Below are 24,298 nucleotides of genomic sequence, written 5' to 3' on the forward strand. Positions count from 1 at the left end.
ATTTGGACTACCCCGCCCGGCCCGTCGCCAGTGCCACCGCCCAGTCGGCGCGGCCGTTTTCGGCGGCGAGGCGCGACATTGCCAGGTGGTCGTAGGTCACGTTGCGGAATTGCGGTATCCAGCCGGCGGAGGTCTTTTCCAGGATCGCGTAGGATGCCATGGCGTGGCCGGTTTCCACCTTGTGGAAATGCGGCGTGTCGTCGTCATAGGCCGGACAGCCGACGCTGCCGGGATTGACGATCAACCGGCCGTCGGACAGTTGCACCGCCCGCGGAATATGGCTGTGGCCGCAAAGGATCAGCGGTTGTTCGATGCCGTCAGCCAGCGCCTCGATCTCCTCCAGCGGCTTCAGAAAGACATGGCCTTGGCTCGATACCTGCTCCAGCCAGTAAACGTTGTCCGACTGCGGCGTCGCGTGGCAAAGATAGGCCTCGTCCCGATAGACGGCGCTGAACGGCAGCTTGCGCAGCCATTGCAGGTGGCGCGGCGCCAATTGCGAAAAGGCGTGCACTTCCCAGGAGGGCATTGCATTCGCCGGGTTTTCGATCAGGTAGCGATCGTGATTGCCGCGCACCGTCAGCGTCGCCATCGTATCGAGAAGGAGCAGCAGGTCGGCGGTGCGCCCGGCTTCGAGGGGGCCGCTCAGGCAATCGCCGAGATTGACGATCTCGGTGATGCCTTGCCCGTGAATATCGGCAAGCACCGCTTCGAGCGCTGCGCAATTCCCGTGGATGTCGGCGATCGCGGCAAAGCGCATCAGCTCCCCCGATAGGTGGAATAACCGTAGGGCGAAAGCAGCAGCGGCACGTGATAGTGCGCCGTCGTGTCGGAAATGCCGAAACGGATCGGGATCACGTCGAGAAAGGGCGGCTCGGTCAAGGCAACGCCGCGGGCTCGAAGGTAGGCGCCGGCATGGAAAACCAGTTCGTATTCGCCGGCAAGAAAGGTCTCGCCGATCAGGATCGGCCCGCCATCGACGCGGCCGTCGCTATTGGTGACGACAGTCTGCAGTTTTTCGCGAGCCTCACCGTTCAGCCGGTAGAGATCGATCGAAAGCCCCTCCGCAGGCGTACCGCTGGCGGTGTCGAGCACATGGGTGGTGAGGCCCGTCATAGGCTTGGCTCCGCGATGAGATACGGGGTCTCGAAGAACGCTTCCTCGTAGTTCGCGGAGGTATTATCCCTGTCCACCACCAGGAAATCGCTGACGACCCCGATCGCGATCAGGGGATGATGCCACGAATTGGGGAAATAATTGACGCCCTGATGCGGCTGCACGAGAAAGACTTGCGGTTTGCCCGGCCGACCGCCTTCGTCATCCGAAACGGCGATCAGGAACGGTTGGCCGGAGATCGGCGAAAAGCTCTGGCTGGCGAAAGGATGCCGCTCCATCATGGTGATCGCGTAAGGGAACTGCCGCGGCTTGCTGCGGAAAATGCTGAAGATCAGCCGCTCCGGCTCGCCGATCACGACTGGCTCGGCGAGCGCATGATAGCGTTCGGTCGTCCCCCCGTTGATCAGCCGCATGGTCGCCGGATCGGCCTCGATGACATCGCCGAAAGGCGCGAAGGCTTGCTTGGTAAGGGGCAGGATTTCCAGATATTCGGTCAATTCATTCGCCTTCGATCATTCTGCTTCAGTCATTCACCCTGAGCACGCCAGTTGCGCAGGGAGTCGAGCTGGGAGAGAAGTTCCGGGATCATCCGATCGACGGTCAACCAGACCGTGCCGATATCCAGGTGAAAATACTGATGTGCGATGCGGTTGCGCATGTCGCGGATGTCTCTCCACGGGATCTCCGGATGCTCGACGACGAAATCCGGAAAACGCTCCATGATCTTGGTCGCGCATTCGCCGATCGCCATGATGTTGGCGATCACCGCATCCTGCTTGATTTCATCAAGCCGAAAGGCCTCGCGATCCAGGCCAGAGACATATCTGACGGCCTTGTTTCCAGTGACGACCATCCGATCAAGATAGGCTTCGAGACGCTCTGCACTCATATCGCCAACGCTTCCGCGACGATGCGTTCGCGGATCTTGGGCGGAAAATCCCCCGGAACCTTGACATCCACCGGAACGCCCAACGCTTCTTCGAGATCTCCCTGAAGTCCGCCGAGCGTGAACAGGGACGTGGTCGGCGACGGGTCGACCAGGATATCGAGATCGCTGTCGGGTCGGTCTTCGCCGCGCAGCACTGAGCCATAGACGCGAGGATTGGAGACCTGCCGGCGGGCAACGATCTCCCGGATGACATCCCGGTTCTTCTCCAGCACTTCCGACGGTCTCATGGCGTCACTCCTGATATCGCCAATATAAGCGACGGAAAGGATCGAGGAAAGAAGCGTCCAAGGCCTCAATGTCCCGGAAGCAGCGATTGCAGACGCAGGAGCGCGATCTTTTCCACCTGGGCGGCGGCGGTATCGAACTCCTCTTCGGCCGAGTTGTGGATGCGCTTCTCAAAGGCGGCCAGGATGTCATCCTTGGTGAGACCCTTGACCGCGATGATGAAAGGGAAGCCGAATTTTTGCGTATAGGCGGTATTGAGCTCGGTGAAGCGGGCGTGTTCGGCAGCGCTCAGGCGGTCCAGCCCGGCGCCGGCCTGTTCTTTTTTGCTGTCCTCGGTCAGTTCGCCGGCGATCGCCAGCTTGCCCGCAAGGTCGGGATGGGCGCGCAGCACGCCGAGGCGTTCCTCGCGGCTTGCCCGGCGGAAGATCGAGGTCAGCGCGTCATGCACACTCTTGGAGGTCAGGGGCACCAGCATCAGACCGGCGTCATAGGCGCGTTCGGCGATGAAGGGCGAATGTTCGAACACGCCGCCGAACATCTGGATGAAATCGCCGCGGGCGGTCATAGCGTGCCCGCCGGCTTGTGATGCTCGTGCCAGTGCCTGGCAATCTCGATGCGCTGCGGGATCCAGACCTTGTCGTGGCTGAGCACATATTCGATGAAACGCTTCAACGCGGCGGCGCGGCCGGGCCGCCCGACGAGGCGGCAGTGGAGGCCGACCGACATCATCTTCGGCGCGCCTTCCCTGCCCTCCTGGTAAAGCACGTCGAAGGCATCCTTGAGATAGGTGAAGAACTGGTCGCCGGTGTTGAACCCCTGCGGCGTCGCAAACCGCATGTCGTTGGTTTCCAGCGTATAGGGGATGATCAGGAAGGGCTTCTGGTCGAGCCCGTTGACCCAGTAAGGCAGATCGTCTGCGTAACTGTCGGAGGAATAGAGGAAGCCGCCCTCTTCCATGACCAGTTTCAGCGTGTTGTCGGAAGGCTTGCCCTGGTACATGCCGTAGGGCCGCTCGCCGACGAGCTCGGTGTGCAGCCGCACGGCCTCGAGGATGTGCTCGCGCTCCTTTGCCTCCGGGAAATCCTTGTATTCCAGCCAACGGTAGCCGTGGCTGGCGATCTCCCAGCCGGCTTCCTTCATGGCGGAGACCGCTTCCGGATTGCGGGCCATGGCGAGCGTCACGCCGTAGACGGTGGTCTGGACCTTGAGTTCGGTAAACATCCGAAACAGACGCCAGAAGCCGGCGCGCGAGCCGTATTCGTAGATCGATTCCATGTTGAGGTTGCGCTGGCCCGGCCAGGGCGCGGCACCGACGATTTCCGACAGCAGGTTCTCCGAGGCCGGATCGCCGTCCATGATCGAGCTCTCGCCACCCTCCTCGTAATTGATCACGAACTGCACGGCGACGTGAGCGCCGCCCGGCCATTTCGGATCGGGGGTGGAACGGCCGTAGCCGACGAGTTCGCGCGGATAGTCTTTTGCCTGCATGGATCACCTTCGACGAATGAGGCCGGACGGTAGCGCACCCTTTCCGGCCATGTCGAGATGGAAATGACGCTTAGAGGCCGAGCGCCCGAAGGATCGCGACTGAGGCGACCCCGAGTGCCACGGAAACGAGCATCGGCAGGCGAAGTGCCGCAAAAGTAGTCACGGCGCAGGCCAAGGTTTCGGCAATCCCGGTCGCAAAAGCGGTCGGCGCGACGACAGCCATCAGAACTGCCGGCGGGATCGATTCGATCGCCTTGCGGCGGCCGCCTTCGAGCGAGACGTGGCGGATGAGCACGAGGCCGCTCAACCGGGTAAGTGCGGTCGCAGCCGCCATGGCGAGGATGGCAATGAGCGTGGCGAGATCAACAGTCATGGCGTCACCTCGATATCCCGGGACTTGCCGGTCACCAGGGCGGCGGCAAGGCCGGCGATAGCACCGGCAGCGATATACCAGACGCCCGGCACGAAATGTTGGGTGGCGACGGCGGCCGCGCCGCTCGCGAGCAGCACGGCGCCGGTTTCCGGTCCCTTCCAGAAGCCCATGACCAGCACGATGAAGACGGCTGGAAAGGCAAAGTCGAGCCCGAGCACCACCGGGTCGCCGAGAAAGGCACCGAGGGCGGCACCAGCCAGCCCCGAGAGTACCCAGGCGAGATAGAAGGGCATGGCGAGGCCGGCGAACCAGGCGGGCGTCAGCCGCGCCACCTTGGCCCGGAACTCCGCCATCGCCCAAATCTCGTCGGCGAGGAACAGCATCGAGAGATGGCGCGCCGGTTGGCCGAAACCATCCATTCTGATACCGAGCGAGGCGCTCATCAGCACGTGGCGGATATTGACCAAAAGCGCGGCAAAACCGACCCCGGTCCAGGAGGCCGGATGGGTCCAGATATCCATCGCTACGAACTGCGACCCACCGGCGAATACCAGCGCGCTCATCAACCCCGCTTCGGCCGGCGACAGGCCTTTCGTGGCAGCAACCGCGCCAAAAACGAGGCCGATCGGGATGACCGCGGCGATCAGCGGCGAGATCGCCCGCATGCCGCCGAGGAAGTCTTGCAGTTTTGTATCGTTGTTCATCCAATAACCTTGATCTGCTGTCGGCGTACGTCGTCCCCTCACCCGGCCTCCGCTTCGCTCGGCCACCCTCTCTCCAAGGGGAGAGGGTGATCGGAGTCGTTGCGGCAATCCCTCTTCTCCCCTCGGGGAGAAGGTGCCGGCAGGCGGATGAGGGGGAGGCTTAAGGCGCCCGACATCTATCGTCTTGAACGAAAGTGATCAGCGAGCCCGGTATTGCCCCGGCGTCAGCCCGGTGCGGGCCTTGAAGTGCCGGGTGAAATGGGCCTGGTCGGCAAAACCGCATTCGAGCGCGATCTCGGCCGGCTGGCCGCCTTCCCTCAAGCGCTTGCGGGCCGCTCGGATGCGGATGTCGGTGAGGAAGGAATGCGGCGTGATGTGGAATTCCTTGCGGAACGCGCGGATAAGGTGAGCGCGGCTGAGACCCGCGACGGTCGCAAGTTCCTCCAGCCCGACATCGCAAGCAAAATTCTCGGTGAGGTAGTCCCGGGCCTGGCGCACGGCGGTGCGCTCCGTCGTATCGGCCGGTACGATGATCGAACTGCCGTGACGGCGAAACATCGCGTCGAGCACCAGGAACATCGCCTGGCTGGTTTCGAGCGCGCCGGAGCCTTCTTCCAGCGTCCGGTGCGCCTGGTGGAAAGCGTCGGCAAGTGCTTGATCGTGGAGGAGCTGGATGCCGAAGGCGGGCGTGCCCTCAAAAGGTTTGCCGGTGACGTCTTCGAGTATCTCGCGCAGCAGTGCGACATCCGGATAGATCATCCGGTAGCGATACCCGCCGCCCCGCGGCGCACCGTCATGTGTCTCGCCCGGATTGATCAGGTAGAGCCCGCCCGGCCCGGCGCTTTCGCGGCTGCCCTTGATGGTGCAAACCTGCATGCCCTGCTCGATCGCACCTATACTGAACGTATCATGCGCATGCGGCGCGAATTCGTGGGTGAGAAACGTCGCGCGCAGGCATTCCATGCCGCCAAAGCGATCGTCCCGCCAGAAACGGGTCACCTCTGCCGGCATCAGCGGCATGTGGTCGGTGGCCTGTTCCTGCGAGATATTCTCCATGGAAAAAGTATAGCAGATCGGCGACCATCGCTCTTGAACAAAAGTGACGCCGGAAGCCAGAGGCACCTGAATGTCAGGCGATCTTGCGCGCCGCCACGCGGCCCATCGGATGCAGCGAATGCACCAGGAAGGGCGCGCCGGGCTCCTCCTCGATGAAGAGCGCCAGATTGGCGATCTCGACCGGCTTTTTCAGATAGGGTTCGAAATAATCGCGCAGCGCCAGGTCGAAACGCGGCATCTCGACCAGCGACAGCGGGCCGGTCAGGGTCATGTGGAAACGGAACTCGTCCATCACATAAGGGTGGCCCCAGCGATGCAGGTTGGCGAATTGCGGCGCCGAGAGATCGCCAGAATCGCTGCGCTCCAGCTCAGCTTCCGACAATGGCGTGCGGAAATTGTCGAACTCCTGGACCACGGAAGCAGCCAGGAACCGGACGGTATCGCAAGGAACGACCGGCGCCAGGCCGAAGAAGTTGCCGAGCCGCACGACTTCGAGCTTCGGCAATTCGAAAGGGCTGTGGGTGCCGGCAAACCGCATCAGATGGCGCAGCAGCATCGGTTCGGTCACGTCGGGTGCCAAGCGGAACGGCGCCTTCAGCGTCGCGTGGAAACCGTAGCGGCGTGGCAGCGCGGTGTTGAAAGCAATGTCGTGAATGCCGATGCCACGGATTGCCGGCGGCTCCGTCGCTTCGCCTGAAAAGGCGTTGCGGCCGAGCCACTGCGCTGCAGCGACCGTCAGCGGATCATGCGCCGGAGGCGTGAAATGAATGGCATAGCGCATGCGTCACCTTCTGAACGTCCTTTTCAGCAACCCCGTGTTTTACGCATTGCTCAACAATCCCTGCCGTGGGGGTTAAGTGATTTGCGTGACAGAATAACGACGCGGAGGACCGAAAACTCGCGTTTAACGCGAGGCGACGGCAAGATGACTGGTGAGCGTAAATGACGCCGGAAGCCGCATTTCCCGGCCATTCACGGCATTGAGCGCCGCATCCGCCAACCTATGCGCGATACCGAAACTCACCTTAAAACCACCTGTGAGCGCGATCACTCGGGCGTGATCGGGATGCGCGCCGACCATCGGATCGCGGCCGATCGCCTTCGGCCGCAATCCCGCCCAGCGCTCGACGACGGGGGCCTGCGCCAGGGCCGGCACGAGCGACCGGGCGCGCAAGACGAGGTCGTCGAGCTGCCTGTCGGTCGACGACGGGTCTTCGAACACATCCTCGCTGGTGCTGCCGACCGCCACGTGACCGCCCTCATGGGCGACCAGATAGAGGCCGTTCAGGAAGATCACCGGCAGAGACGGATCGATATTGGCCTTGAGCAGCGCCGCCTGCCCCTTGACCGGCTGGCCGATCGGATGTTTCAGCGGCGGCGAGACGCCTTGAAGCAGAGAAAAGGATCGGTGGCCGGCCGAGACGATGCAGTGTCCGAAGGCGACGCTTTCGCCGCCGCGGAATATAATCCTATTAGCGGCTGGATCTACCGTTTCGGCCTCCAGGCCTTCGACGATTCGGACATTGCCGGCCCTACGCAGGAAGGCCGCGAGAGCCGATACGAGACCCCGCGGCGAAACCCGGGCGGCAAACGTGTCATGCACCAGTCCGGCAGCTGCGAAGGAGGCATCCGGCCAGCCTTTTTGCGGCGGGCGGTCGAGCACATGCCAAAGGAAACGACGGTCACCGCGCCGCCAGCAGGCTTCCGCATCGGCCGAATGGCCGAGCGCGATCTTGCGTAAGTGCGGCTTCGGCAGCGGAATCAGCCGGCCGGAGCGGCGGTAGCCACAGGCCATGCCCGTCTCGGCTTCGAGCTCAGCGATTTCGTCTTCCAGCGACAGAAGCGCATCGAACTGGAACTGCTTCTTGTCGTCCCACTTATCGGGCATATACGGCATCAGGGCGCCCAAGAGCCCGCCGCTTGTCCCCTGCCCCAACGAGCCGGCATCGACAAGCAGGGTGCGGATGCCGAGTCGCTCGGCCTTGACCGCCGCCCAGAGGCCCATGATGCCGCCGCCCAGGATGACGAGATCGGCGGATGCGGGAAGGACATGAGATTGACCGCCGAAGCCGGCAGGATTATCCGCATCTCCCATGAGCGACCGTGATCCTGAAATTCGTGTGACCGAAAGCCAGACGCTGGACTGGCATGACGGCGATATGCCCTATTCGCAAAAGTTTGGCGATCACTTTTATTGCCGCACCGACGGCCGGCTGGAGTGTGGCCACACGTTTCTGGCCGGCAATGGCCTGCCGGAGCGCTGGGGCCTGCCGGAGCGCTGGAAAAGTCACCGGACTTTCCGGATCGGCGAACTCGGGTTCGGCACCGGCCTGAATTTCTGCGAGACCTGGCGGCAATGGAAGCTTTTTCGCCCCGCAGGCGCGAAGCTTCATTTCACCTCTTTCGAACTCTATCCGATGCAGCGCGACGAAATCGACCGGGCGCTCACCCGCTGGCCGGAGATCGCGGCGGAACGGCAGGCAGTGGTCAAAGCTTGGCCGGACGAGCCTGCCGGGCATATCGTGATCGACGCCGACGCCCAGACACGTCTGACAGTCGTCTGCGGCCCGGCACTCGAAGGCGTCTCCGCGGCCAGCGCGGATTTCGACGCGTGGTTCCTCGACGGCTTTGCGCCGTCGCGCAATCCGGACATGTGGTCGCCGGATATCATGCAGGCGCTCCATGACAAAACCTTACCTGGCGGCACGTTCGGCACTTATGCGGCAGCCGGCTTCGTACGGCGAAACCTGCAGGCGGCCGGTTTTACCGTCGAACGGCGGCCGGGATTTGCTGGCAAACGCGAGATGTTGTGCGGCATCAAACCGGCGCCCTGATCCAGGGTCGCGCCAAGACCGCCCAACATAAAACAGCCGGCCCTGAGACCGGCTGCCATCCATCACATCGCATGCCACCTACTGGCAGACGCGCAGGCTTTCCATGTGCCATCCGCCGTCATAGGCGTTGCGGACGCGGCGGTCCTCGAACCAGCAGCGCGGCCGCGGCGGCGGTGGCGGATCGATGTAACGCGGCCCGCTGTCACTGGCGAGAGCCCCGCCGATCAGACCGCCGATGACGCCCGCGGCCAAACCTCCGGCAATCAGCGCGCCATCGTTGTTATGATGCCTGCGCGGCGGGTCACGGCGATCGTATCGATCATATCGATCGTATCGGTCGTAGTGTCTGTCCCACTGTTGGGCCGAGGCTTCACCGGCCGGCAACAGGACGCTGGTGCAGGTAGCGGCCAGAATCAGCGCCGAGACAATCATCTTCTTCATCACAAGCGTCTCCGTTTCCACCGAGCTGCGCCTGAAAGCGGCAAAAGGGGCTCGGGTATTGCCGGACAATGCCGGTGCCGAGCTTAACGGTCCCTGAACGGAAAACCGGTCGCTCGCACCCTGCCGAAATTACGAAAAACGTATAAGACCGTATTTCTCGCCACTCATTGTTGGTCCCTCCCGCTCGCGTCCCGCTTTCATACTTTTGCGTGAAAATAATTTTCACATACACGGGATCAGAGCATCAGATGAACTTCACGGGCTCCCACCATATCCATGTCATTGGCGGCCAATATGCGGTGTCGGCCGATCCCGATACCGTGCTGATGACCGTTCTCGGGTCCTGCGTCTCGGCCTGCATCTACGACACCACCACCAACATCGGGGGGATGAACCATTTCATCCTGCCTGCGAGCGGCGGACTGGAGATCACCCAGCACCCGGAACGCTACGGCGATCTGGCCATGCGTGCGCTTGTCGACGACCTGTGCAGTCTCGGCGCGGAACGCCGGAACCTTCGGGCCAAGCTGTTTGGCGGCCGCACGCGCAAATGCAGCGGCTACGATCCCGGATTGCTGAACGCCGCGTTCGCCAGGCGCTTCCTTCAGGCGGAAGGCATCAAGCTTGTCGATTCCAGCCTCGGCGATGACCTGGCGCGCTGGATCGCGTTTCACCCGACGACAGGCAGCGTACAGATGCGGATCACTGCGGCCACGGCGCCCGCTCCGTCAACTTCCCGCATCGCCGACGCAACCGCCAAGGCAGCGCGATACTGACCGCCCGCTACGTTCTGCCGCCGCGTCAGCAGTATTGCCAGTTCTTCGGAGCAGGGATGTGCGCCGACATTGCCGAGGTGAGAGCGTTGAGAGCCGGAAACGCCGGCTCAGTTCGACACCGAACTCACGATCGCACCGCCAAGCCAGTTGCGGACTTTGGTTTCCAATGCCTCCGGACTGATCGGCTTGGAGAGGTAATCGTCCATGCCGACCTGGAAGCAGAGTTCGCGGTCGCTTTCGAGCGCATGCGCCGTGACGCCGATGATCGGCGTATGGGTGCCGGTCTCCTGTTCGAGCTCGCGGATTTTCTGGGTCGCCTGATGGCCGTTCATGACCGGCATCGAAACGTCCATGATGATGACCGCCGGATCGTGCTTTTTCCACGCTTCGACCGCTTCCGCACCGTTCTTGACGATCTGGAACAGCCAGCCGGTGGTCTGCAGGATCTGGGTAAAGACGATCTGATTGACTTCGTTGTCCTCGGCGACCAGCACGTCGAGCGTCGGCGCCGCCTGCATGGGCGGCGTGGAGACCGGGACCACCGGCTGTTCGGCAATCACTGGCGCCGAAGCAACCAGCTTGGGCGCGGCAACCGGCGCCAGGGGCCGCACGGCCGTCTGAGTCCGACCGGCCGCTTGCTCCGCTTCGACTGCCCGGCGCTTGGTGCGGATCGAGCGGACGACGTCGATGATCGTGCTGCGCAGCAGGTTGGCGCGTGCCGGCTTCATCAGATGCGCCTGGATGTTGAGGGCGGCGAACATGCTGTCGTCGCCGGCCATGTCCATCGAGGTCAGGAAAACCACGCCGGTTCCGTCGAAGCGCGGATCACGCCGGAGCTGCTTGGCGAAATCCAGGCCGTTCATCTCCGGCATGTGGTAGTCGAGCACGATAGCATCGACAGTGACGCCGATACGGGCGGCCTCGCTGAGGATCGCCAGACCCTCGGCGCCGCCGTCGGCTGCAACCGTGTCGAACCCCCACATGGTGAGCTGTTCGGTGAGGATGCGGCGGTTGACGGCATTGTCGTCGACGACGAGGATGCGTGCGCCGCTAGTGTTGATCGGCAAGGCCGTCAGGACGTTGCGTTCGCTGACCACCTGGAACGGCAGGTGCACGGTGAAGACCGAGCCGCGACCGACTTCGCTCGTCACGTCGATATAACCGCCGAAGAGTTCGGTGAGGCCGGCGGTGATCGCCAGCCCCAGGCCGGTGCCTTCGTGGCGGCGCGTCGAGGACGTGTCGACCTGCGAGAATTTCTCGAACACCGATTTCAGTTTCTCTTCCGGAATGCCGAGCCCGGTATCCTCGATGCGGATCGACAGCAACATCTCGCCGGGGCCCCTCGCCTCCGATCTCAGATCGATGAAGACGTGCCCCTTTTCGGTGAATTTCACCGCATTGCCGACCAGATTCGTTATGATCTGACGGAAACGCCCAGCGTCGCCCATCACCGTCTCGCGGATCGAGACGTCGCCGCGCACGATGAGTTCGATATCCTTCTCGGCAGCGGACGAGGATAAAAGCGTCGCCACGTCCTCGATCGCCTCGACCGGGTCGAACGGCGCCTTGCGCAGCGTCATCTGCCCGGCATCGATCTTGGAAAAGTCGAGGATGTCGTTGATGATCGTCAGAAGCGCATTGCCCGATTTGACGATGATGTCGATGAAGGTCTTCTGGCGGGTGTCGAGATTGGACTTGGCCAGCAGTTCGGCCATGCCGAGCACGCCGTTCATCGGCGTGCGGATCTCGTGGCTCATATTGGCGAGGAATTCCGACTTCGCCCGGTCGGCAGCCTCGGCGCGCTGCAGCAGGCGGGTCAGTTCTTCCTCGCGGCTCTTCATCTCCGTGACGTCTGTGAAGACGGCCAGCCAATGGTCGCTGCCGGTCAGCTTTGCCTCAACCTGGATCCACTTGCGGCCCTCGACGCGGAAGGCGGCAAACACCGGCTTGCCGGCTGCGACATTGTCTTCCCAGGCCTGGAGCGTCGCCGCCGCTTCCTCGGACGTGCCGAGATCGCCGCGCTCGACGCAATAGCGGAAGAGATCGCGCCACAGGCCTCCGGCGCCCACCATCTCGGCCGGCATGTCGAGCATGGCCGGCAGCGCATCATTGGAGAAGATGATCTCGCCGTCATGCAGGATGAGCAGCCCTTGCGACATGGCGCTCGTCGCGTCGCGCATCAGCGCGCCGTGGGTTTCGAGCGCCGCACGGGCCTCCTGGATCTCCTGCTCGCGCTTGCGGACAGCCGTGATGTCCATGTAGCTCAGCAGGATCTTGCCGCCGGAAAGCTGAGTGCCGGAAATGACAATCACCAGGCCGCTGCGGCTTTTCACCTCGATCGGCGGCCGCTCCTGACCGTCGGTCAAGGCGGCAATGCGCTCCCGGTAGATCTCCTCGAAGCTTTGCGGCGAGCCGCTATAGATGCCGTGGTCGAAATTGACCTTGAGGAAATCCCGATAGGAACGCCCAGGCAGATCGAACTGCTCACCGGCATCCCAGAAGGAATAGAAGGCCGGGTTGGCGTATTCGAACAGGAACTGCTCGTCGAGGATCGCCACGCCGACGGGCATGGTGTGCAGGATCGTCTGCAGATCCTTGCCCATCTTCTCCGCCTTGTTCTGCGCCTCCTTGATGCGGGAGACGTCCATGCGCGAACCGACGAGGTTGTGCGCGCCGTCATTGGTAGTCACCCGGCGCAGATGCGTGATGACCGGGACAACCGATCCGTCGGGAAAGGTAATATCCTCCGATTTCTCGATGTCCTCGCCTGTCATTACCTGGTCGTTTTCAATCCGGAAGCGATCGGCCGCGTCAGGGAACATTTCCGTTTCGGTCTTGCCGAGGAAATGGCTTCTCGGCTTGCCGAGCATCGCCTCGTAGGCGGCATTGGCATAGGTGAGCTGGCGGTCGCTGTTGCGCACGAACACGGGCACCGGCAGGTCTTCGAGGACGGCGCGGAACAGGTCCGTCTCCGAGACATGGGTGCGCAGGAGCATTTCCTGCTCCTTGAAATCGGTCACGTCGTGACGGATGGCGATCAGCAGGCCGTTTTCGAGACGCTTGTTGATGCTCCGCAGCCAGCGTCCGTCGGAAAGCTGGTCGATGCTTTCGGAATAGGGAAGATCGAACGGTTTCATCCGCTCGGCTATCCAAGCGTCCTTGTTCGGCACATCGGAACCAAAGCTCGCCGGCGACACGCGCTGACGGCGATCATAGGCAAATCCGAGAATATCGTTGAGCGTGATCCCCGGCTGGATATCGATCGAGATCGATGAAAAATGATTGATGAGCTGTGAATTGCAGTAGAGCAGAACGTTGTGCTTGTCATAGATGCCGATACCCATTTCGAGCATGTCGAGGGCATCGTCGAGAAGCGCGTTGTTGAAAGGCGAAAACGGCGCGATCGGCTTTGCAGCGTTGGCCGTAGCACCACTGGCCGGGGCACCGGGGGGCGGGACGACGGCGCGTGATGCAACGGCAAGCGGGGCAACGTTGTTCGGCTCTGAAATGGCGGCAACGCCCGGTACCGCCGCAAACGTGCCGAACAGATAGGTATGGTCGTCTTCCGTCAGGAAACGCTCGATATGGATCTCATGGCGGACAACGCCGGAGCGGTCGAAACAGAGTGCCGTCTCGTCGGTGCCGAAAACGATCGCCCGGCATTCCTTTTCCTTGCGGTCGGCATCGTCCAGCGCGCCTGCAAGGCCACGGCTGGTATTGCCGGCGAATTCGCTCGGATGCATGCCGAAAAGGCGTGCATAGGCAGCATTCACCGCCACGTAGCTAAGGGCGCTGTCCTTGATGAACGCGGGTTCGGCAAGATCGTTGATCCGCTCGCACGCCGTTTTCAAGAGTTCGCTTTCCGTGTCCACCTTCCCCGCTCCTCGTGCCGGCCGATATCCGGCTCGATTCGTTTGTCTCCCAATCGACTGATAACACCATAGCGAGTGTTAACATCGTGTTGTTGAAACAGTACGACTTATCATTTCTGGCATTTGTCAACCGGAAGCGCCTATATATGGGCGCCAATACAGCCTGTGATTGATCGTGACGGGCATCGACATCCGCAGACATCCAACCGCATGGCGTAAGTGATCCGAGCTAATCCGAAAGCAACCCGGAGAAGGCCCAATTTCCGCCGCCAAATCTTCTCCATGTTATAGCCACGATCCGGCCACAATCGACATTGGCAATTGCTGAGGCTTGATAAAAATCAACCGCAGGCGGCATGAAGCTAGAACGTCCGTTCAGACTATCGAGGAATCGTCTTCATCAATCCGCCGCCTTTGGGCGCGACCATTTCTTCACCCCTTGAGGACAAAAAGGGAAAGGAAAAGAACATGTCGGCACTGAAAAAGACGATCTCACTCGGCCTCGCCGCACTGTCCGTAGCGGGCGCCCTGACGGCGACGACTCCGGCGGCAGAAGCCCGCGACCGCCATCGCAATGTCTGGCCGGGCGTGGCCGCAGGCCTTGCCGGCGGCATCATCGGCGGCGCAATCATCGCAGGATCGCAGCGGCCGGCTTATGCCGAGCCCGAATATGTGGAGCCGGAATACGACTACGCTCCCCCGCCCCCGCCGCCTGTCTATTACCGCCGCGCCTATTATCGCGATTATCCACCGGTCTGCGAACTCGAATGGCGCCGCAACCGCTATGGCGAGCCTTATCGCGTCGAAGTCTGCTCGCGCTGATCGGCAGAGCAATCGCATTGAAGAGCCTGTTTCCGCCGCCGGCGGATGCAGGCTTTTTGTTGTCCTGCAGACGCACAGAGCGCCGTTATGGACACCGCTGGGAAGCCACGCCATTTCGCGAGTGCGAAACATCTGCTTGACTTTTGCCCGGAAAACCACCAAATGCGCTTCAGCTTTCACCTTCCGGCCGCCGCGTGAGTTGGCCCCGCGTCATTAAAGACACCGCGAAGAAGGAACAAGGCGCAAAGATAGATCGCCCTCGATCCCGGAGGGTTTAAGCGCTGGAGAGCAATTTCCAACTTGCAAGTTCCCACTTCACGCGGGGTTCTTGACGCCAAAGGCAGACCGGACGGCATGGTGCCAGTCCGGCGATACGCTTTTGGCGCCCCGAAAAGGTATTCGACTTGACGAATTTCCACGAGCTTGGTCTGTCCAAGCAGACCGTAGCCACTCTTTTTGCGCTCGGTTACGAAACGCCGACCCCGATCCAGGCCCAGGCGATCCCCCAGCTTCTCGAAGGCCGCGACATGATCGGCCTTGCCCAGACCGGCACCGGCAAGACCGCTGCATTCGGTCTCCCGATCATCGAAATGCTTGCCAAGGACCCGAAGCGTCCTGACAACCGCACCACCCGTACGCTCATCCTCGCTCCGACCCGCGAACTGGTCAACCAGATTGCGGCCAGCCTGAAGAGCTACGTGCGCGGTACCCCGATGAAGATCAACGCCGTCGTCGGCGGCGCCTCGATCAACAAGCAGCAGCTGCAGCTCGAAAAGGGTACCGACATTCTCGTCGCGACCCCGGGCCGCCTGCTCGACCTGATCGCCCGCCGTGCCATCGGCCTGACCGCAGTTCGCTACCTCGTCCTCGACGAAGCCGACCAGATGCTCGATCTCGGCTTCATCCACGATCTGCGCAAGATTTCCAAAATGGTGCCGAACAAGCGCCAAACCCTGCTCTTCTCGGCCACCATGCCGAAGGCGATCGCCGATCTTGCCTCCGACTTCCTCAAGGATCCGGTCCAGGTTTCGGTCACGCCTCCGGGCAAGGCCGCCGACAAGGTCGAACAGTTCGTCCACTTCGTGGTCGGCAAGAACGACAAGACGGACCTTCTCAAGAAGTCGCTCGAAGAAAACCCGACCGGCCGCGCCATGGTTTTCCTGCGCACCAAGCACGGCGCCGAGAAGCTCTCCAAGCATCTCGAGCATATCGGCTTCAAGGTTGCCTCGATCCACGGCAACAAGAGCCAGGGCCAGCGCGAACGCGCCCTCAAGGCCTTCCGTGACAACGAGATCCGTGTTCTGGTCGCCACCGACGTTGCTGCTCGCGGCATCGACATCCCTGGCGTCACTCACGTCTTCAACTACGACCTACCGGAAGTACCGGACGCCTACGTTCACCGCATCGGCCGCACCGCGCGTGCCGGCCGCGACGGCATTGCGATCGCCTTCTGCGCCCCCGATGAAGCCCGCCTGCTACGCGACATCGAGCGCCTGATGAACATCGAAATCACCACCGCATCCGGCGAACGCCCCGAAGGCGGCCGCCAGCCACGCGGCGGTGCCGGCAACAACAACCGTGGCGGCGCGGCCAAAAGCGGCCGGGGCGGCAACGGCCAGGCACGCGGCAACGGCGAAGGCCGTCCCGAGCGCCGCGAACGTCCGGCCCGCAAGCCGTTCTTCGCAGCGGAAGGCGCCGAGGGCGGTGATCGTCCCCAGCGTCCGGCCCGCGCCAACGGCGATCGTCCCCATGGTGACCGCCCACAGCGCGACAATCGTCGCAACGACGATTTCCGCGGCCAGCGTCGCGGCGAGAACACTCCGCGCCCGGACGTCGACAACGACCTCTCGACCACGTCGGATTTCCGCCCGGCCAAAAAGCAGTTCGGTCCCCAGGATGGGATGAAGAACGGCGAAGGCCGTCCGGCGCGCACCGAGCCCCGCAAGGAACACCGCAAGGGCGGCAATGGGGCTCCGAACCCGCATGCTGCACACGGCGCCCATGAACCCGCTGCCCAGCGCAACAACCGCGGCCCGCGCGTCGAAGCCGCCCGGCCCGCCGCTGGCGGCAACGCAGGTCCGGTAAAGTTCGGCAACGATAACCGCTCCGGCCAGCAGGGCCGCACACGCCGCCCGGCGTAAGGACGCCCTGCGTAAGAAAACAAAGCCAAGAGGCCGCTCGCGCGGCCTCTCAGACTGCTGACAAACCCCTGGCGTGGTCCGGGGGTTTGTGATTCATTGGGACATGTTGAAGAAACCTACCCCTTGCCAGACGGCTCTTGAGATGGTGACGCTCGAGGGTCTGGTGCCGAAGGATCACCTGCTTCGCAAGATTGATGCGGTGATCGACTTCTCGTTCATCCATGATCGCGTTGCCGGGCTTTATTGCGCCGACAACGGCCGGCCGCCGCTCGATCCGACCTTGATGTTCAAGGCGCTGTTCATCGGTTACCTGTTCGGCATCCGCTCGGAGCGCCAATTGGTGCGCGAGATCGAGGTCAACGTCGCCGATCGCTGGTTTCTGCGGATGAAGCTGACGGATGGGGGTGTTTGACGCCTCGACGCTGTCGCAGAACCGCCGCCGGCGCTTCAACGACACCTCGGTTTCCCAGGACATCTTTGATCATATCGTTGAGCAGGCGATCGGTCATGGCCTGGTCGACGGTACGGTGCTCTATACGGATTCGACGCATCTGAAGGCGAACGCCAACAAGGGCAGATACGACCTTGCGATGATCGAGAAGTCGCGCGCCGATTATTGGGCCGACCTCGACCGGGCAATCGAGGTCGAGCGGGCGCTGCATGGCCAGAAGCCGTTGAAGGAGAAAGAGCGTCAGCCGGAGGTGAAGGAAACCAAGGTGTCGCGCACCGACCCCGAGAGCGGCTATATGGTGCGCGACGGCAAACCGAAAGGCTTCTTCTACCTCGACCACCGCACGGTGGACGGCCGCCATGCGATCATCACCGACACCCATGTGACACCTGCCAATGTGCATGACAGCATCGTCTATCTCGAGCGGCTGGACCGTCAGCGTGAGCGGTTCGGCTTCGAGGTCGGCGCGGTTGGCCTGGATGCCGGCTATGCGACCTCCGGCATCGCCAAGGGGCTTGAAGACCGCACCATCCTCGGTGTCACCGGCTATCGCAATCCGACACCGCCCAAAGCCGGCATGATGCGCAAATCGAAGTTCGTCCACGAGCCTCAGACAGACGGCTATCGCTGCCCCGAAGGACAGTTGCTCGCCTATGCCACCACCGACCGCAACGGCTATAAACATTACGCATCCGATCCGGCCATCTGCCGCACCTGCCCGTTGCTGGCCTCCTGCACCCATAACGCCACCGCGACACGCACCATCACCCGCCATGTCTGGGCCGATGCCCGCGAGCGCACCGATGCCAACCGCCTGACCGCTTGGGGCAAGGCGATCTACAAACGCCGCAAGGAAACGGTCGAGCGCTCCTTTGCCGATGCCAAGCAGCTGCATGGCCACCGCTATGCCCGCTTCCGAAGTCTCACCCGTGTCGCCTGCCAATGCCTGCTGGCTGCAGCCGCCCAGAACATCAAGAAGATCGCAATGGCGCTCATCAAAACACCAAAACCAGCCGCGGCATGAGCCAGCCCATCCTTCTGCGCCTCCCGCCAAGACCTCCCGGCGGAAAAACAAATCCACAAAAACAAAACCCGCCGAAAATATCGACGGGTTTGTCAGCAGTCTGAGAGGCCGCTCGCGCGGCCTCTTTTTTTGTCATTTGACCGCAGCGTTCCCGCCGTCCGCATAGAGCGCAGACCCTGCCACGAAGCTCGCCATTGGGCTCGCCAGGAAAAGTGCGGCCCGGGCGATTTCTTCAGGCTGGGCGATGCGCTTGAGGGCATGCAGGCCCGCCGCCCATTCCTTTTGCGCCGCGTCGCCCGCCATCGGGGTGTCGGTGCCGCCCGGCAGCAGCGCATTGGCGCGTATGCCGCGCGCTCCGTAATCGGCGGTGATCCCTTTCACCAGACCCATGATCCCGGCCTTCGATGCGCCATAGGTCCCCATGCCGGGGATGCCGACGCTGGTGCCGACGAAGGTGGAGGTGAAGATGATCGACCCGCCGCCGCGCTCGAGCATGGCCGGGATCTGCAAACGGGCGCCGAGGAAGGCGCTCGTGAGGTTCATGGCCAGGGTATTCTGCCACTCCTCCAGCGTCACCTCGCATAGCGGCTTGTAGGGTCCGACCGTGCCGGCATTGTTCAGGGCGATATCGAGACCGCCGAACCGGCCAAGCGCCGCTTCGAGCAATGCCCGGTGGGTTTCCTCGTCCGCGACATCGCCTGCCACGGCGACCGCACGTCCGCCGGCCGCCTCGATCTCGGAAACAAGCGTCTGCAATTCCGCCTCGCCTCGTGCGTTGGCAACGACGGCAGCCCCTTCCCGGGCGAAGAGAAGGGCGGCGGCCCGGCCGATGCCGCTTGATGCGCCGGTAACGATGGCCACTTTGTCGGTTAGCATGATGTACCTCCTGTTGGTTACATCCGCTGTCTAAGGCCGCCCGTTTCGCATCGACACCCGATTCCTGACCGGATGAAAAACTCGCTCAGGCCTTTCGGTTCACCATGTAGACGCCCGCCACCACGATCACCGTGCCGACGATCATCGGCAGGGTCAGCGGCTCCCCAAAAAGGATGGCCGCCTCGATCGCCACCACCGGCGGCATCAGGTAGATGAGCGAGGCGGCGCGGGACACCTGGCCGCGGCGGATGAGGTAGAGCAGCAAGCCGACCGCGCCCATGGACAGGCCGAGGACAGACCAGGCCATGGCGAAGATCGCCTCATGCGTCCAGTCGAAACGCAGGTTTTCAAGGCTGAGCGCCAGCGGGATCGTCACGATCAGCGCGCCGACGAATTGCAGCGCGGCGATCGAGAACAGGTCGCCCTCCTGCAGGTGCCGCTTCTGGTAGAGCGTGCCGTAGGTGACCGACGCCATGGCGACGAGGTTGATCAGCACCGGAACCGCGAGTCCCGCCAGCCCGCGCTCGAAGAGGTCGAGAAGCTGCGGCGAGATCGCGATCAGAATGCCGGCAAAACCAAGCGCCAGGCCGACCTTCTGCAAGGGCTTGAGGCGCTCTCCGAGGAAGAGCGGCGCGACGAGCGCGGTCAGCAGCGGCTGCAGCCCGGCGATAATGCCGGAAAGACCGGCCGGCACGCCCTGCGCAATCGCATACCAGACGCCCGCAAGATAAAGTCCGTGCAGGAAGACGCCCGAGAACATCGCATGGCCGACCTGGGCACGGCTCTTCGGCCATTTTGCCTTGGTGACCAGGCAGACCACGAAAAACGCCGCGGCGGCGAGTGCGTGTCGCCCGGCCAGAAACGTCAAGGGATCGGCGTGTTTCGCCGCGTATTTCGCGACGAGCCAGCCCGTGGACCAGAGGAGGACAAAAAGGGCCGGAGCCAGGCGGTCGAGCATGATGGGGATGTCCGGCGGAGATTTCGGCAGCGGCCGCTTTCGTGGAAGCCGCCTGCTTATTCCCACCTCGTTTCATCGTCAAAGCAGAAAAACTGATGATTGCGATGAACGCCGATTGAGAGAAGGGAAATCGTCACGCGGCAAGCGAATCCTGTCCCATCAGCCCTTGTCCGATGAAGGCCGACTCTCGCACCACGCCGAAACCGTAACTGGCCATCTCCCGCTCATAGGCAGTAAGCGCCAGGGCAAGGCCGACCTCGCCGCGTTCCACGGCAATAATTGCGTGTCCGAGCAGCGCCGCGTCGCGCATCGCGACGTTGGCCCCACGTCCGAGCGTCGGCGTCATCGCATGGATGGCGTCGCCGAGAAGCGTCACCCGAAAAGTCTCTCCGAGATCGCAGGGAACGCTCGTATGCATCTCGATCGAGAAAAAGGAGGAAGGGTCTCCCTGAGCCGGAATGGCCCCGGCAGCCGCCGGCCACTCCTCCAGCATCCTGATCGCAAGGGCCTGAAGCGCCGGGCCGCCGGCCTGTCGCAGCATCGCATCCTCGCCGGGGAAATATTCACGGCGACCGCCGACGATGCAGACGACATAGTCGTCCTGGCCGAAAAGCCCTGCCTCCGGCGCGATCCTGTCGGAAGCTGCGTCCGGACGGGCCGGAAAAATCACCGGTCCCAGTCCGAGGAACACCCGCCGGTCGTCGGAGGCGACGGTGAAGACGTCGGCAAGAACGTGTTCGGGCAGGTGGTGGCGAGCTTTTTCGATCGGAATACGGCCGTAGATGGCGCGCACTCCGGTATCCATAATGCGCGCCTCGGGCAGTCGCTGCCGGCGCACCGCGGAGCGGATCCCGTCGGCACCGACCAGAATGTCGCCTCGTGCGGTGCTGCCGTCGGCAAACACCGCGGTTACCCCTTCGGCATCCGTTTCATAGCGCAGCATTCGGGCGCCGAATCGGCAGAAATCCTGCAGGCCGGTCAGAAGGATATGCCGCAAGGTGGCGCGATTGACGTTGATATGCTGCGGACCGCCATCAGCAAGCCAATGCCGCGGCGTCCTGTCGTGCCCGCCGCTCGATATCCGCCGCAATTCCTTGAGGGTCGTATCGACAATCGTGGTGTACGGCAGTGGCCGCATCGCGGTCGCTTCGAAAAGCCGGTACAGATTTGCAGGCAGGACTTCCCTGAGGGCGTTTACCCCATCCCGGTCGATATGCAGGCGATAGCCCTGAGGGCGATCCCAGGGACTGGAATCGCTTTCGAAGATTTCCACCCCGACATCGGCGCGACGCAGTATTTGCGCAAGGCAAAGCCCGCCGAGACCGGCACCGGCAATAATAACTTTAAGCTTAGACATAGGACGCTCCTCTTCCGTGATCGGAAAAGGACGTACAGGATGTGCCCGCTCCCCATGAGCGAACCCTTATACGAACGCAAAGCGTCACCCGGACTACCGACCGGGCCGTGACTTTTGCACGTCCGGCTTCCTTATGCGAAATGGCCGAAACTCTGTCAACCGGCAGAATTGGGGGAAACCGACCTCGCGATCACTCGCAAACTTGAGCTCAATCGACGCAAGCTGGACAGCATTTGATCAGCGCTTAGGCAGCTGATGTTTTTCAAGGCAGGAGATTTATTCACCTCCTTCTAAAGTAGGGAGCTTGCCGAGCACCGGAATCAGCGCATTTACTGGTCGGGGAGCATCGAAACTGTATTTTTCTGATGCGCGGAATTCTTTTCCCGCCAATTGCGCACAGTTCTTGCATTGCCCTCACCGTTGTATTCTTATGGCCAAAAAAGGGGAATGCGCCTTTGGCATTTGATGAAATGTTGACTGCGGAAAACCTTCCGCGACCGCCATACAAGACCTATCACGAATGGTATGCCAGTCAGGATGCTGCACACCTGATCCGCAAGACCCAGGATGCGGAAAACATATTCAGAAGGACGGGCATCACATTCGCGGTCTACGGACACGCGGACAGTTCCGAAAAGCTCATCCCCTTCGACATCATTCCCCGCATCATCTCCGCCCGTGAATGGCGCAAGCTGGCTCAGGGCATCGAGCAGCGGGTTCTGGCGCTCAACGCCTTCCTCGACGACATCTACCACAAGCAGGAGATCATCAAGGCCGGCCGCATTCCCCGCGCGCTGATCGAGAGGAACGTCACCTTCCTCCCCGAAATGATCGGCTTCAAGCCGCCCGGCGGCGTCTACACCCACATCGTCGGCACCGATATCGTGCGTACCGGCGAGGACCAGTTCTACGTGTTGGAGGACAATGCCCGCACGCCGTCCGGGGTTTCCTACATGCTGGAAAACCGGGAAACCATGATGCAGATGTTCCCGGAACTGTTTGCGCTGAACAAGGTGCAGCGGGTCGAGGACTATCCGCGGCTGCTTCGCCAGTCGCTCGCCTCGCTTGCCCCTCCCGGCTGCAACGGCCGGCCCCGCGTCGCGGTACTGACGCCCGGCATCTTCAACTCGGCCTATTACGAACACTCGTTCCTTGCCGACCAGATGGGCGTCGAACTCGTCGAGGGCGGCGACCTGCGCGTCATCGACGGCCGCGTCAAGATGCGCACCACCCGCGGCTACGAGGCCATCGACGTCCTCTACCGCCGCGTCGACGACGATTTCCTCGATCCGATGACTTTTCGCGCGGATTCGGCGCTCGGCATTCCCGGCATCATGGACGTGTACCGTGCCGGCAACATCACCATCGCCAATGCACCCGGCACCGGCATCTGCGACGACAAGGCGATCTATTCCTACATGCCCGAGATCGTCGAATTTTATACGGGCCGCAAGGCGCTGCTCGAAAACGTGCCAACCTGGCGCTGTTCCGAGCCTGACAGCCTCAGATACGTGCTGGAGCACATCGAGGAACTGGTCATCAAGGAGGTGCACGGGTCCGGCGGCTACGGCATGCTGGTCGGCCCGACGGCAAGCAAGAAGGAGCGCACCGACTTCGCCGAGAAGCTGGCGGCCAGGCCCGATAACTACATCGCCCAGCCGACGCTGGCGCTGTCCACCGTGCCGATCTTCGTCAACAAGGGGATTGCTCCCCGCCACGTCGACCTGCGTCCCTATGTGCTCGTTTCCGACAAGGTGAAGATCATCCCCGGCGGCTTGACCCGCGTGGCCCTGAAACAGGGGTCGCTGGTGGTCAATTCCAGCCAGGGCGGCGGCACCAAGGACACCTGGGTACTGGAAGATTGAGGTCGTAGAGACATGCTCGGAAGAACTGCAAACGGCCTTTACTGGATGTTCCGTTACATCGAGCGGGCAGAAAATATCGCCCGCCTCGTCGATGCCGGCCTGCGCGTGTCGCTGACCCGCGCCGGCTCCTCCGACGAGGACTGGCACGGCGTGCTCGAAAGTGCGGGCGTGCGCGAAGCCTATTCGGAAGTGCACACCGAACTGACGGCGGCCGACGCCATCGATTACCTGCTGCGCGACCAGGCCAACCCGTCGAGCGTCATGTCCTGCATCGAATTCGGACGCAACAATGCCCGCATGGTGCGCACGGCGCTGACCCGCGAGACCTGGGAGGCGACCAACGAATGCTGGATCGACCTCAAAGCCCGGCTCGCCCGCAAGCAGAAGGCGACCGACCTGCCCGAACTGATCGATGTCATCAAGCACCGCTGCGGCCTGATCCGCGGCGCCTTCCACGGTTCGATGCTGAGAAACGACCTCTACAATTTCTCGCGCATCGGCACCTTCATCGAACGCGCCGACAACACCAGCCGCATCCTCGACGTGAAATATTACGTGCTGCTGCCGGCCATCAGCCAGGTCGGCTCGAAGCTCGACAACTACCAATGGGAATCGATACTGCGCTCGGTCTCGGCCCATCGTTCCTACGGCTGGGTCTATGACGGCGAATATCAATCTGCCAACATCGCCGATTTCCTGATCCTGAAAGTCCAGATGCCGCGCTCGCTGGCTTACTGCTACGAGAAGATCACCAACAATCTCGATTATCTGGCGCAAACCTACGATGAACGACTGAAGGCGCATGAGACCGCGGCGGCGATCCGCTCGACGCTGAAGCGCGGCTCCATTTCCGACATCATGGACCAGGGCCTGCACGAATTCCTGGAGGATTTCGTCAGCCGCAACAACCAGCTCAGCGCCGAAATCTCCGACGGCTACCGCTTTTACCAGTAAAGCCAACAGGCACAGGATT

At 62.3% G+C, this 24,298-nt stretch carries 24 protein-coding genes; 7 read left to right on the top strand and 17 right to left on the bottom strand.

Annotated features, from left to right (window positions below; all coding sequences use genetic code 11):
* Positions 1 to 7: 7 nt before the first annotated feature.
* The 12 genes from ACZ9IU_RS15770 to ACZ9IU_RS15825 form a co-directional block, all read right to left on the bottom strand.
* A complete protein-coding gene (locus ACZ9IU_RS15770; RefSeq protein ID WP_038544447.1) occupies positions 8 to 757 on the bottom strand; it encodes a metallophosphoesterase family protein in 750 nt (249 codons plus the stop codon).
* Positions 757 to 1,113 (bottom strand): hydroxyisourate hydrolase, encoded by a 357-nt coding sequence (gene uraH, locus ACZ9IU_RS15775; protein ID WP_038544449.1) that lies wholly within the window; start codon positions 1,111 to 1,113, stop codon positions 757 to 759. Before uraH ends, ACZ9IU_RS15770 begins: the two co-directional genes overlap by 1 nt.
* A complete protein-coding gene (locus ACZ9IU_RS15780) occupies positions 1,110 to 1,610 on the bottom strand; it encodes an ureidoglycolate lyase (protein ID WP_038544451.1) in 501 nt (166 codons plus the stop codon). The genes uraH and ACZ9IU_RS15780 overlap by 4 nt, the downstream gene beginning before the upstream one ends.
* A 29-nt stretch (positions 1,611 to 1,639) precedes the next feature.
* Complete coding sequence (locus ACZ9IU_RS15785; RefSeq protein ID WP_038544453.1) at positions 1,640 to 2,002, bottom strand: HepT-like ribonuclease domain-containing protein; 363 nt, start codon at positions 2,000 to 2,002, stop codon at positions 1,640 to 1,642.
* The gene (locus ACZ9IU_RS15790) at positions 1,999 to 2,289 is read right to left on the bottom strand and encodes a nucleotidyltransferase family protein (RefSeq protein WP_038544454.1); all 291 of its coding nucleotides are present in this window, start codon (positions 2,287 to 2,289) and stop codon (positions 1,999 to 2,001) included. The genes ACZ9IU_RS15785 and ACZ9IU_RS15790 overlap by 4 nt, the downstream gene beginning before the upstream one ends.
* Before the next feature lie 65 nt (positions 2,290 to 2,354).
* Entirely contained in the window at positions 2,355 to 2,852 is a 498-nt protein-coding gene (gene uraD / locus ACZ9IU_RS15795) for a 2-oxo-4-hydroxy-4-carboxy-5-ureidoimidazoline decarboxylase (RefSeq protein ID WP_038544456.1), read from the bottom strand.
* Positions 2,849 to 3,775 (bottom strand): allantoinase PuuE, encoded by a 927-nt coding sequence (gene puuE, locus ACZ9IU_RS15800; RefSeq protein WP_038544458.1) that lies wholly within the window; start codon positions 3,773 to 3,775, stop codon positions 2,849 to 2,851. The genes uraD and puuE overlap by 4 nt, the downstream gene beginning before the upstream one ends.
* Before the next feature lie 70 nt (positions 3,776 to 3,845).
* The gene (locus ACZ9IU_RS15805) at positions 3,846 to 4,148 is read right to left on the bottom strand and encodes an AzlD family protein (protein ID WP_038544459.1); all 303 of its coding nucleotides are present in this window, start codon (positions 4,146 to 4,148) and stop codon (positions 3,846 to 3,848) included.
* The gene (locus tag ACZ9IU_RS15810; protein WP_038544461.1) at positions 4,145 to 4,852 is read right to left on the bottom strand and encodes an AzlC family ABC transporter permease; all 708 of its coding nucleotides are present in this window, start codon (positions 4,850 to 4,852) and stop codon (positions 4,145 to 4,147) included. The genes ACZ9IU_RS15805 and ACZ9IU_RS15810 overlap by 4 nt, the downstream gene beginning before the upstream one ends.
* A 198-nt stretch (positions 4,853 to 5,050) precedes the next feature.
* Positions 5,051 to 5,908: an AraC family transcriptional regulator gene (locus ACZ9IU_RS15815; protein ID WP_038544463.1), complete on the bottom strand. Its 858-nt coding sequence runs from the start codon at positions 5,906 to 5,908 to the stop codon at positions 5,051 to 5,053.
* A 73-nt stretch (positions 5,909 to 5,981) separates the two neighbouring features.
* The gene (locus ACZ9IU_RS15820; RefSeq protein ID WP_038544465.1) at positions 5,982 to 6,689 is read right to left on the bottom strand and encodes a DUF1045 domain-containing protein; all 708 of its coding nucleotides are present in this window, start codon (positions 6,687 to 6,689) and stop codon (positions 5,982 to 5,984) included.
* A 123-nt stretch (positions 6,690 to 6,812) separates the two neighbouring features.
* Complete coding sequence (locus ACZ9IU_RS15825; RefSeq protein ID WP_038544467.1) at positions 6,813 to 8,003, bottom strand: NAD(P)/FAD-dependent oxidoreductase; 1,191 nt, start codon at positions 8,001 to 8,003, stop codon at positions 6,813 to 6,815.
* On the opposite strand from ACZ9IU_RS15825, the gene mnmC2 reads away from it, so the two are divergent.
* The gene (gene mnmC2 / locus ACZ9IU_RS15830) at positions 8,002 to 8,742 is read left to right on the top strand and encodes a tRNA (5-methylaminomethyl-2-thiouridine)(34)-methyltransferase MnmC2 (protein WP_038544469.1); all 741 of its coding nucleotides are present in this window, start codon (positions 8,002 to 8,004) and stop codon (positions 8,740 to 8,742) included. The genes ACZ9IU_RS15825 and mnmC2 overlap by 2 nt on opposite strands.
* A gap of 78 nt (positions 8,743 to 8,820) precedes the next feature.
* Here the strand turns inward: mnmC2 and ACZ9IU_RS15835 are convergent, their stop codons facing one another.
* Positions 8,821 to 9,183 (bottom strand): hypothetical protein, encoded by a 363-nt coding sequence (locus tag ACZ9IU_RS15835; protein ID WP_038544470.1) that lies wholly within the window; start codon positions 9,181 to 9,183, stop codon positions 8,821 to 8,823.
* Between the two features lie 248 nt (positions 9,184 to 9,431).
* Between ACZ9IU_RS15835 and ACZ9IU_RS15840 the strand changes: the two genes are divergently transcribed.
* Positions 9,432 to 9,959 (top strand): chemotaxis protein CheD, encoded by a 528-nt coding sequence (locus ACZ9IU_RS15840; RefSeq protein ID WP_038544472.1) that lies wholly within the window; start codon positions 9,432 to 9,434, stop codon positions 9,957 to 9,959.
* Between the two features lie 107 nt (positions 9,960 to 10,066).
* Here the strand turns inward: ACZ9IU_RS15840 and ACZ9IU_RS15845 are convergent, their stop codons facing one another.
* Positions 10,067 to 13,831 carry a response regulator gene (locus tag ACZ9IU_RS15845; protein WP_038544474.1) on the bottom strand — a complete coding sequence of 1,255 codons (3,765 nt, stop codon included), beginning with the start codon at positions 13,829 to 13,831 and terminating at the stop codon, positions 10,067 to 10,069.
* A 468-nt stretch (positions 13,832 to 14,299) separates the two neighbouring features.
* Here ACZ9IU_RS15845 and ACZ9IU_RS15850 point away from each other — a divergent pair, with 468 nt between their 5' ends.
* From ACZ9IU_RS15850 to ACZ9IU_RS15860, 3 genes are all read left to right on the top strand, one after another.
* Positions 14,300 to 14,653, top strand: a complete 354-nt coding sequence (locus ACZ9IU_RS15850) for a hypothetical protein (protein WP_038549508.1) — start codon at positions 14,300 to 14,302, stop codon at positions 14,651 to 14,653.
* A 404-nt stretch (positions 14,654 to 15,057) separates the two neighbouring features.
* A complete protein-coding gene (locus ACZ9IU_RS15855) occupies positions 15,058 to 16,794 on the top strand; it encodes a DEAD/DEAH box helicase (protein WP_038544475.1) in 1,737 nt (578 codons plus the stop codon).
* Between the two features lie 103 nt (positions 16,795 to 16,897).
* Positions 16,898 to 18,269, top strand: a protein-coding gene (locus tag ACZ9IU_RS15860; RefSeq protein WP_038544477.1) for an IS1182 family transposase whose coding sequence is annotated in 2 segments (ribosomal slippage) — positions 16,898 to 17,194 and positions 17,196 to 18,269 — 1,371 coding nt in all. Because the reading frame shifts where the segments join, the coding sequence is not laid out codon by codon here.
* Between the two features lie 132 nt (positions 18,270 to 18,401).
* Here the strand turns inward: ACZ9IU_RS15860 and ACZ9IU_RS15865 are convergent.
* The 3 genes from ACZ9IU_RS15865 to ACZ9IU_RS15875 form a co-directional block, all read right to left on the bottom strand.
* The gene (locus tag ACZ9IU_RS15865) at positions 18,402 to 19,145 is read right to left on the bottom strand and encodes an SDR family oxidoreductase (RefSeq protein ID WP_038544479.1); all 744 of its coding nucleotides are present in this window, start codon (positions 19,143 to 19,145) and stop codon (positions 18,402 to 18,404) included.
* 85 nt (positions 19,146 to 19,230) lie between these two features.
* The gene (locus ACZ9IU_RS15870; protein WP_038549510.1) at positions 19,231 to 20,106 is read right to left on the bottom strand and encodes a DMT family transporter; all 876 of its coding nucleotides are present in this window, start codon (positions 20,104 to 20,106) and stop codon (positions 19,231 to 19,233) included.
* 130 nt (positions 20,107 to 20,236) lie between these two features.
* Positions 20,237 to 21,460 carry an FAD-dependent oxidoreductase gene (locus ACZ9IU_RS15875; RefSeq protein WP_038544481.1) on the bottom strand — a complete coding sequence of 408 codons (1,224 nt, stop codon included), beginning with the start codon at positions 21,458 to 21,460 and terminating at the stop codon, positions 20,237 to 20,239.
* A gap of 455 nt (positions 21,461 to 21,915) precedes the next feature.
* Here ACZ9IU_RS15875 and ACZ9IU_RS15880 point away from each other — a divergent pair, with 455 nt between their 5' ends.
* Positions 21,916 to 23,325 (top strand): circularly permuted type 2 ATP-grasp protein, encoded by a 1,410-nt coding sequence (locus ACZ9IU_RS15880; RefSeq protein WP_038544483.1) that lies wholly within the window; start codon positions 21,916 to 21,918, stop codon positions 23,323 to 23,325.
* A 12-nt stretch (positions 23,326 to 23,337) separates the two neighbouring features.
* Positions 23,338 to 24,279 (top strand): alpha-E domain-containing protein, encoded by a 942-nt coding sequence (locus ACZ9IU_RS15885; RefSeq protein WP_038544485.1) that lies wholly within the window; start codon positions 23,338 to 23,340, stop codon positions 24,277 to 24,279.
* Positions 24,280 to 24,298 lie beyond the last annotated feature (19 nt).

Source organism: Mesorhizobium sp. USDA 4132, assembly GCF_056279545.1.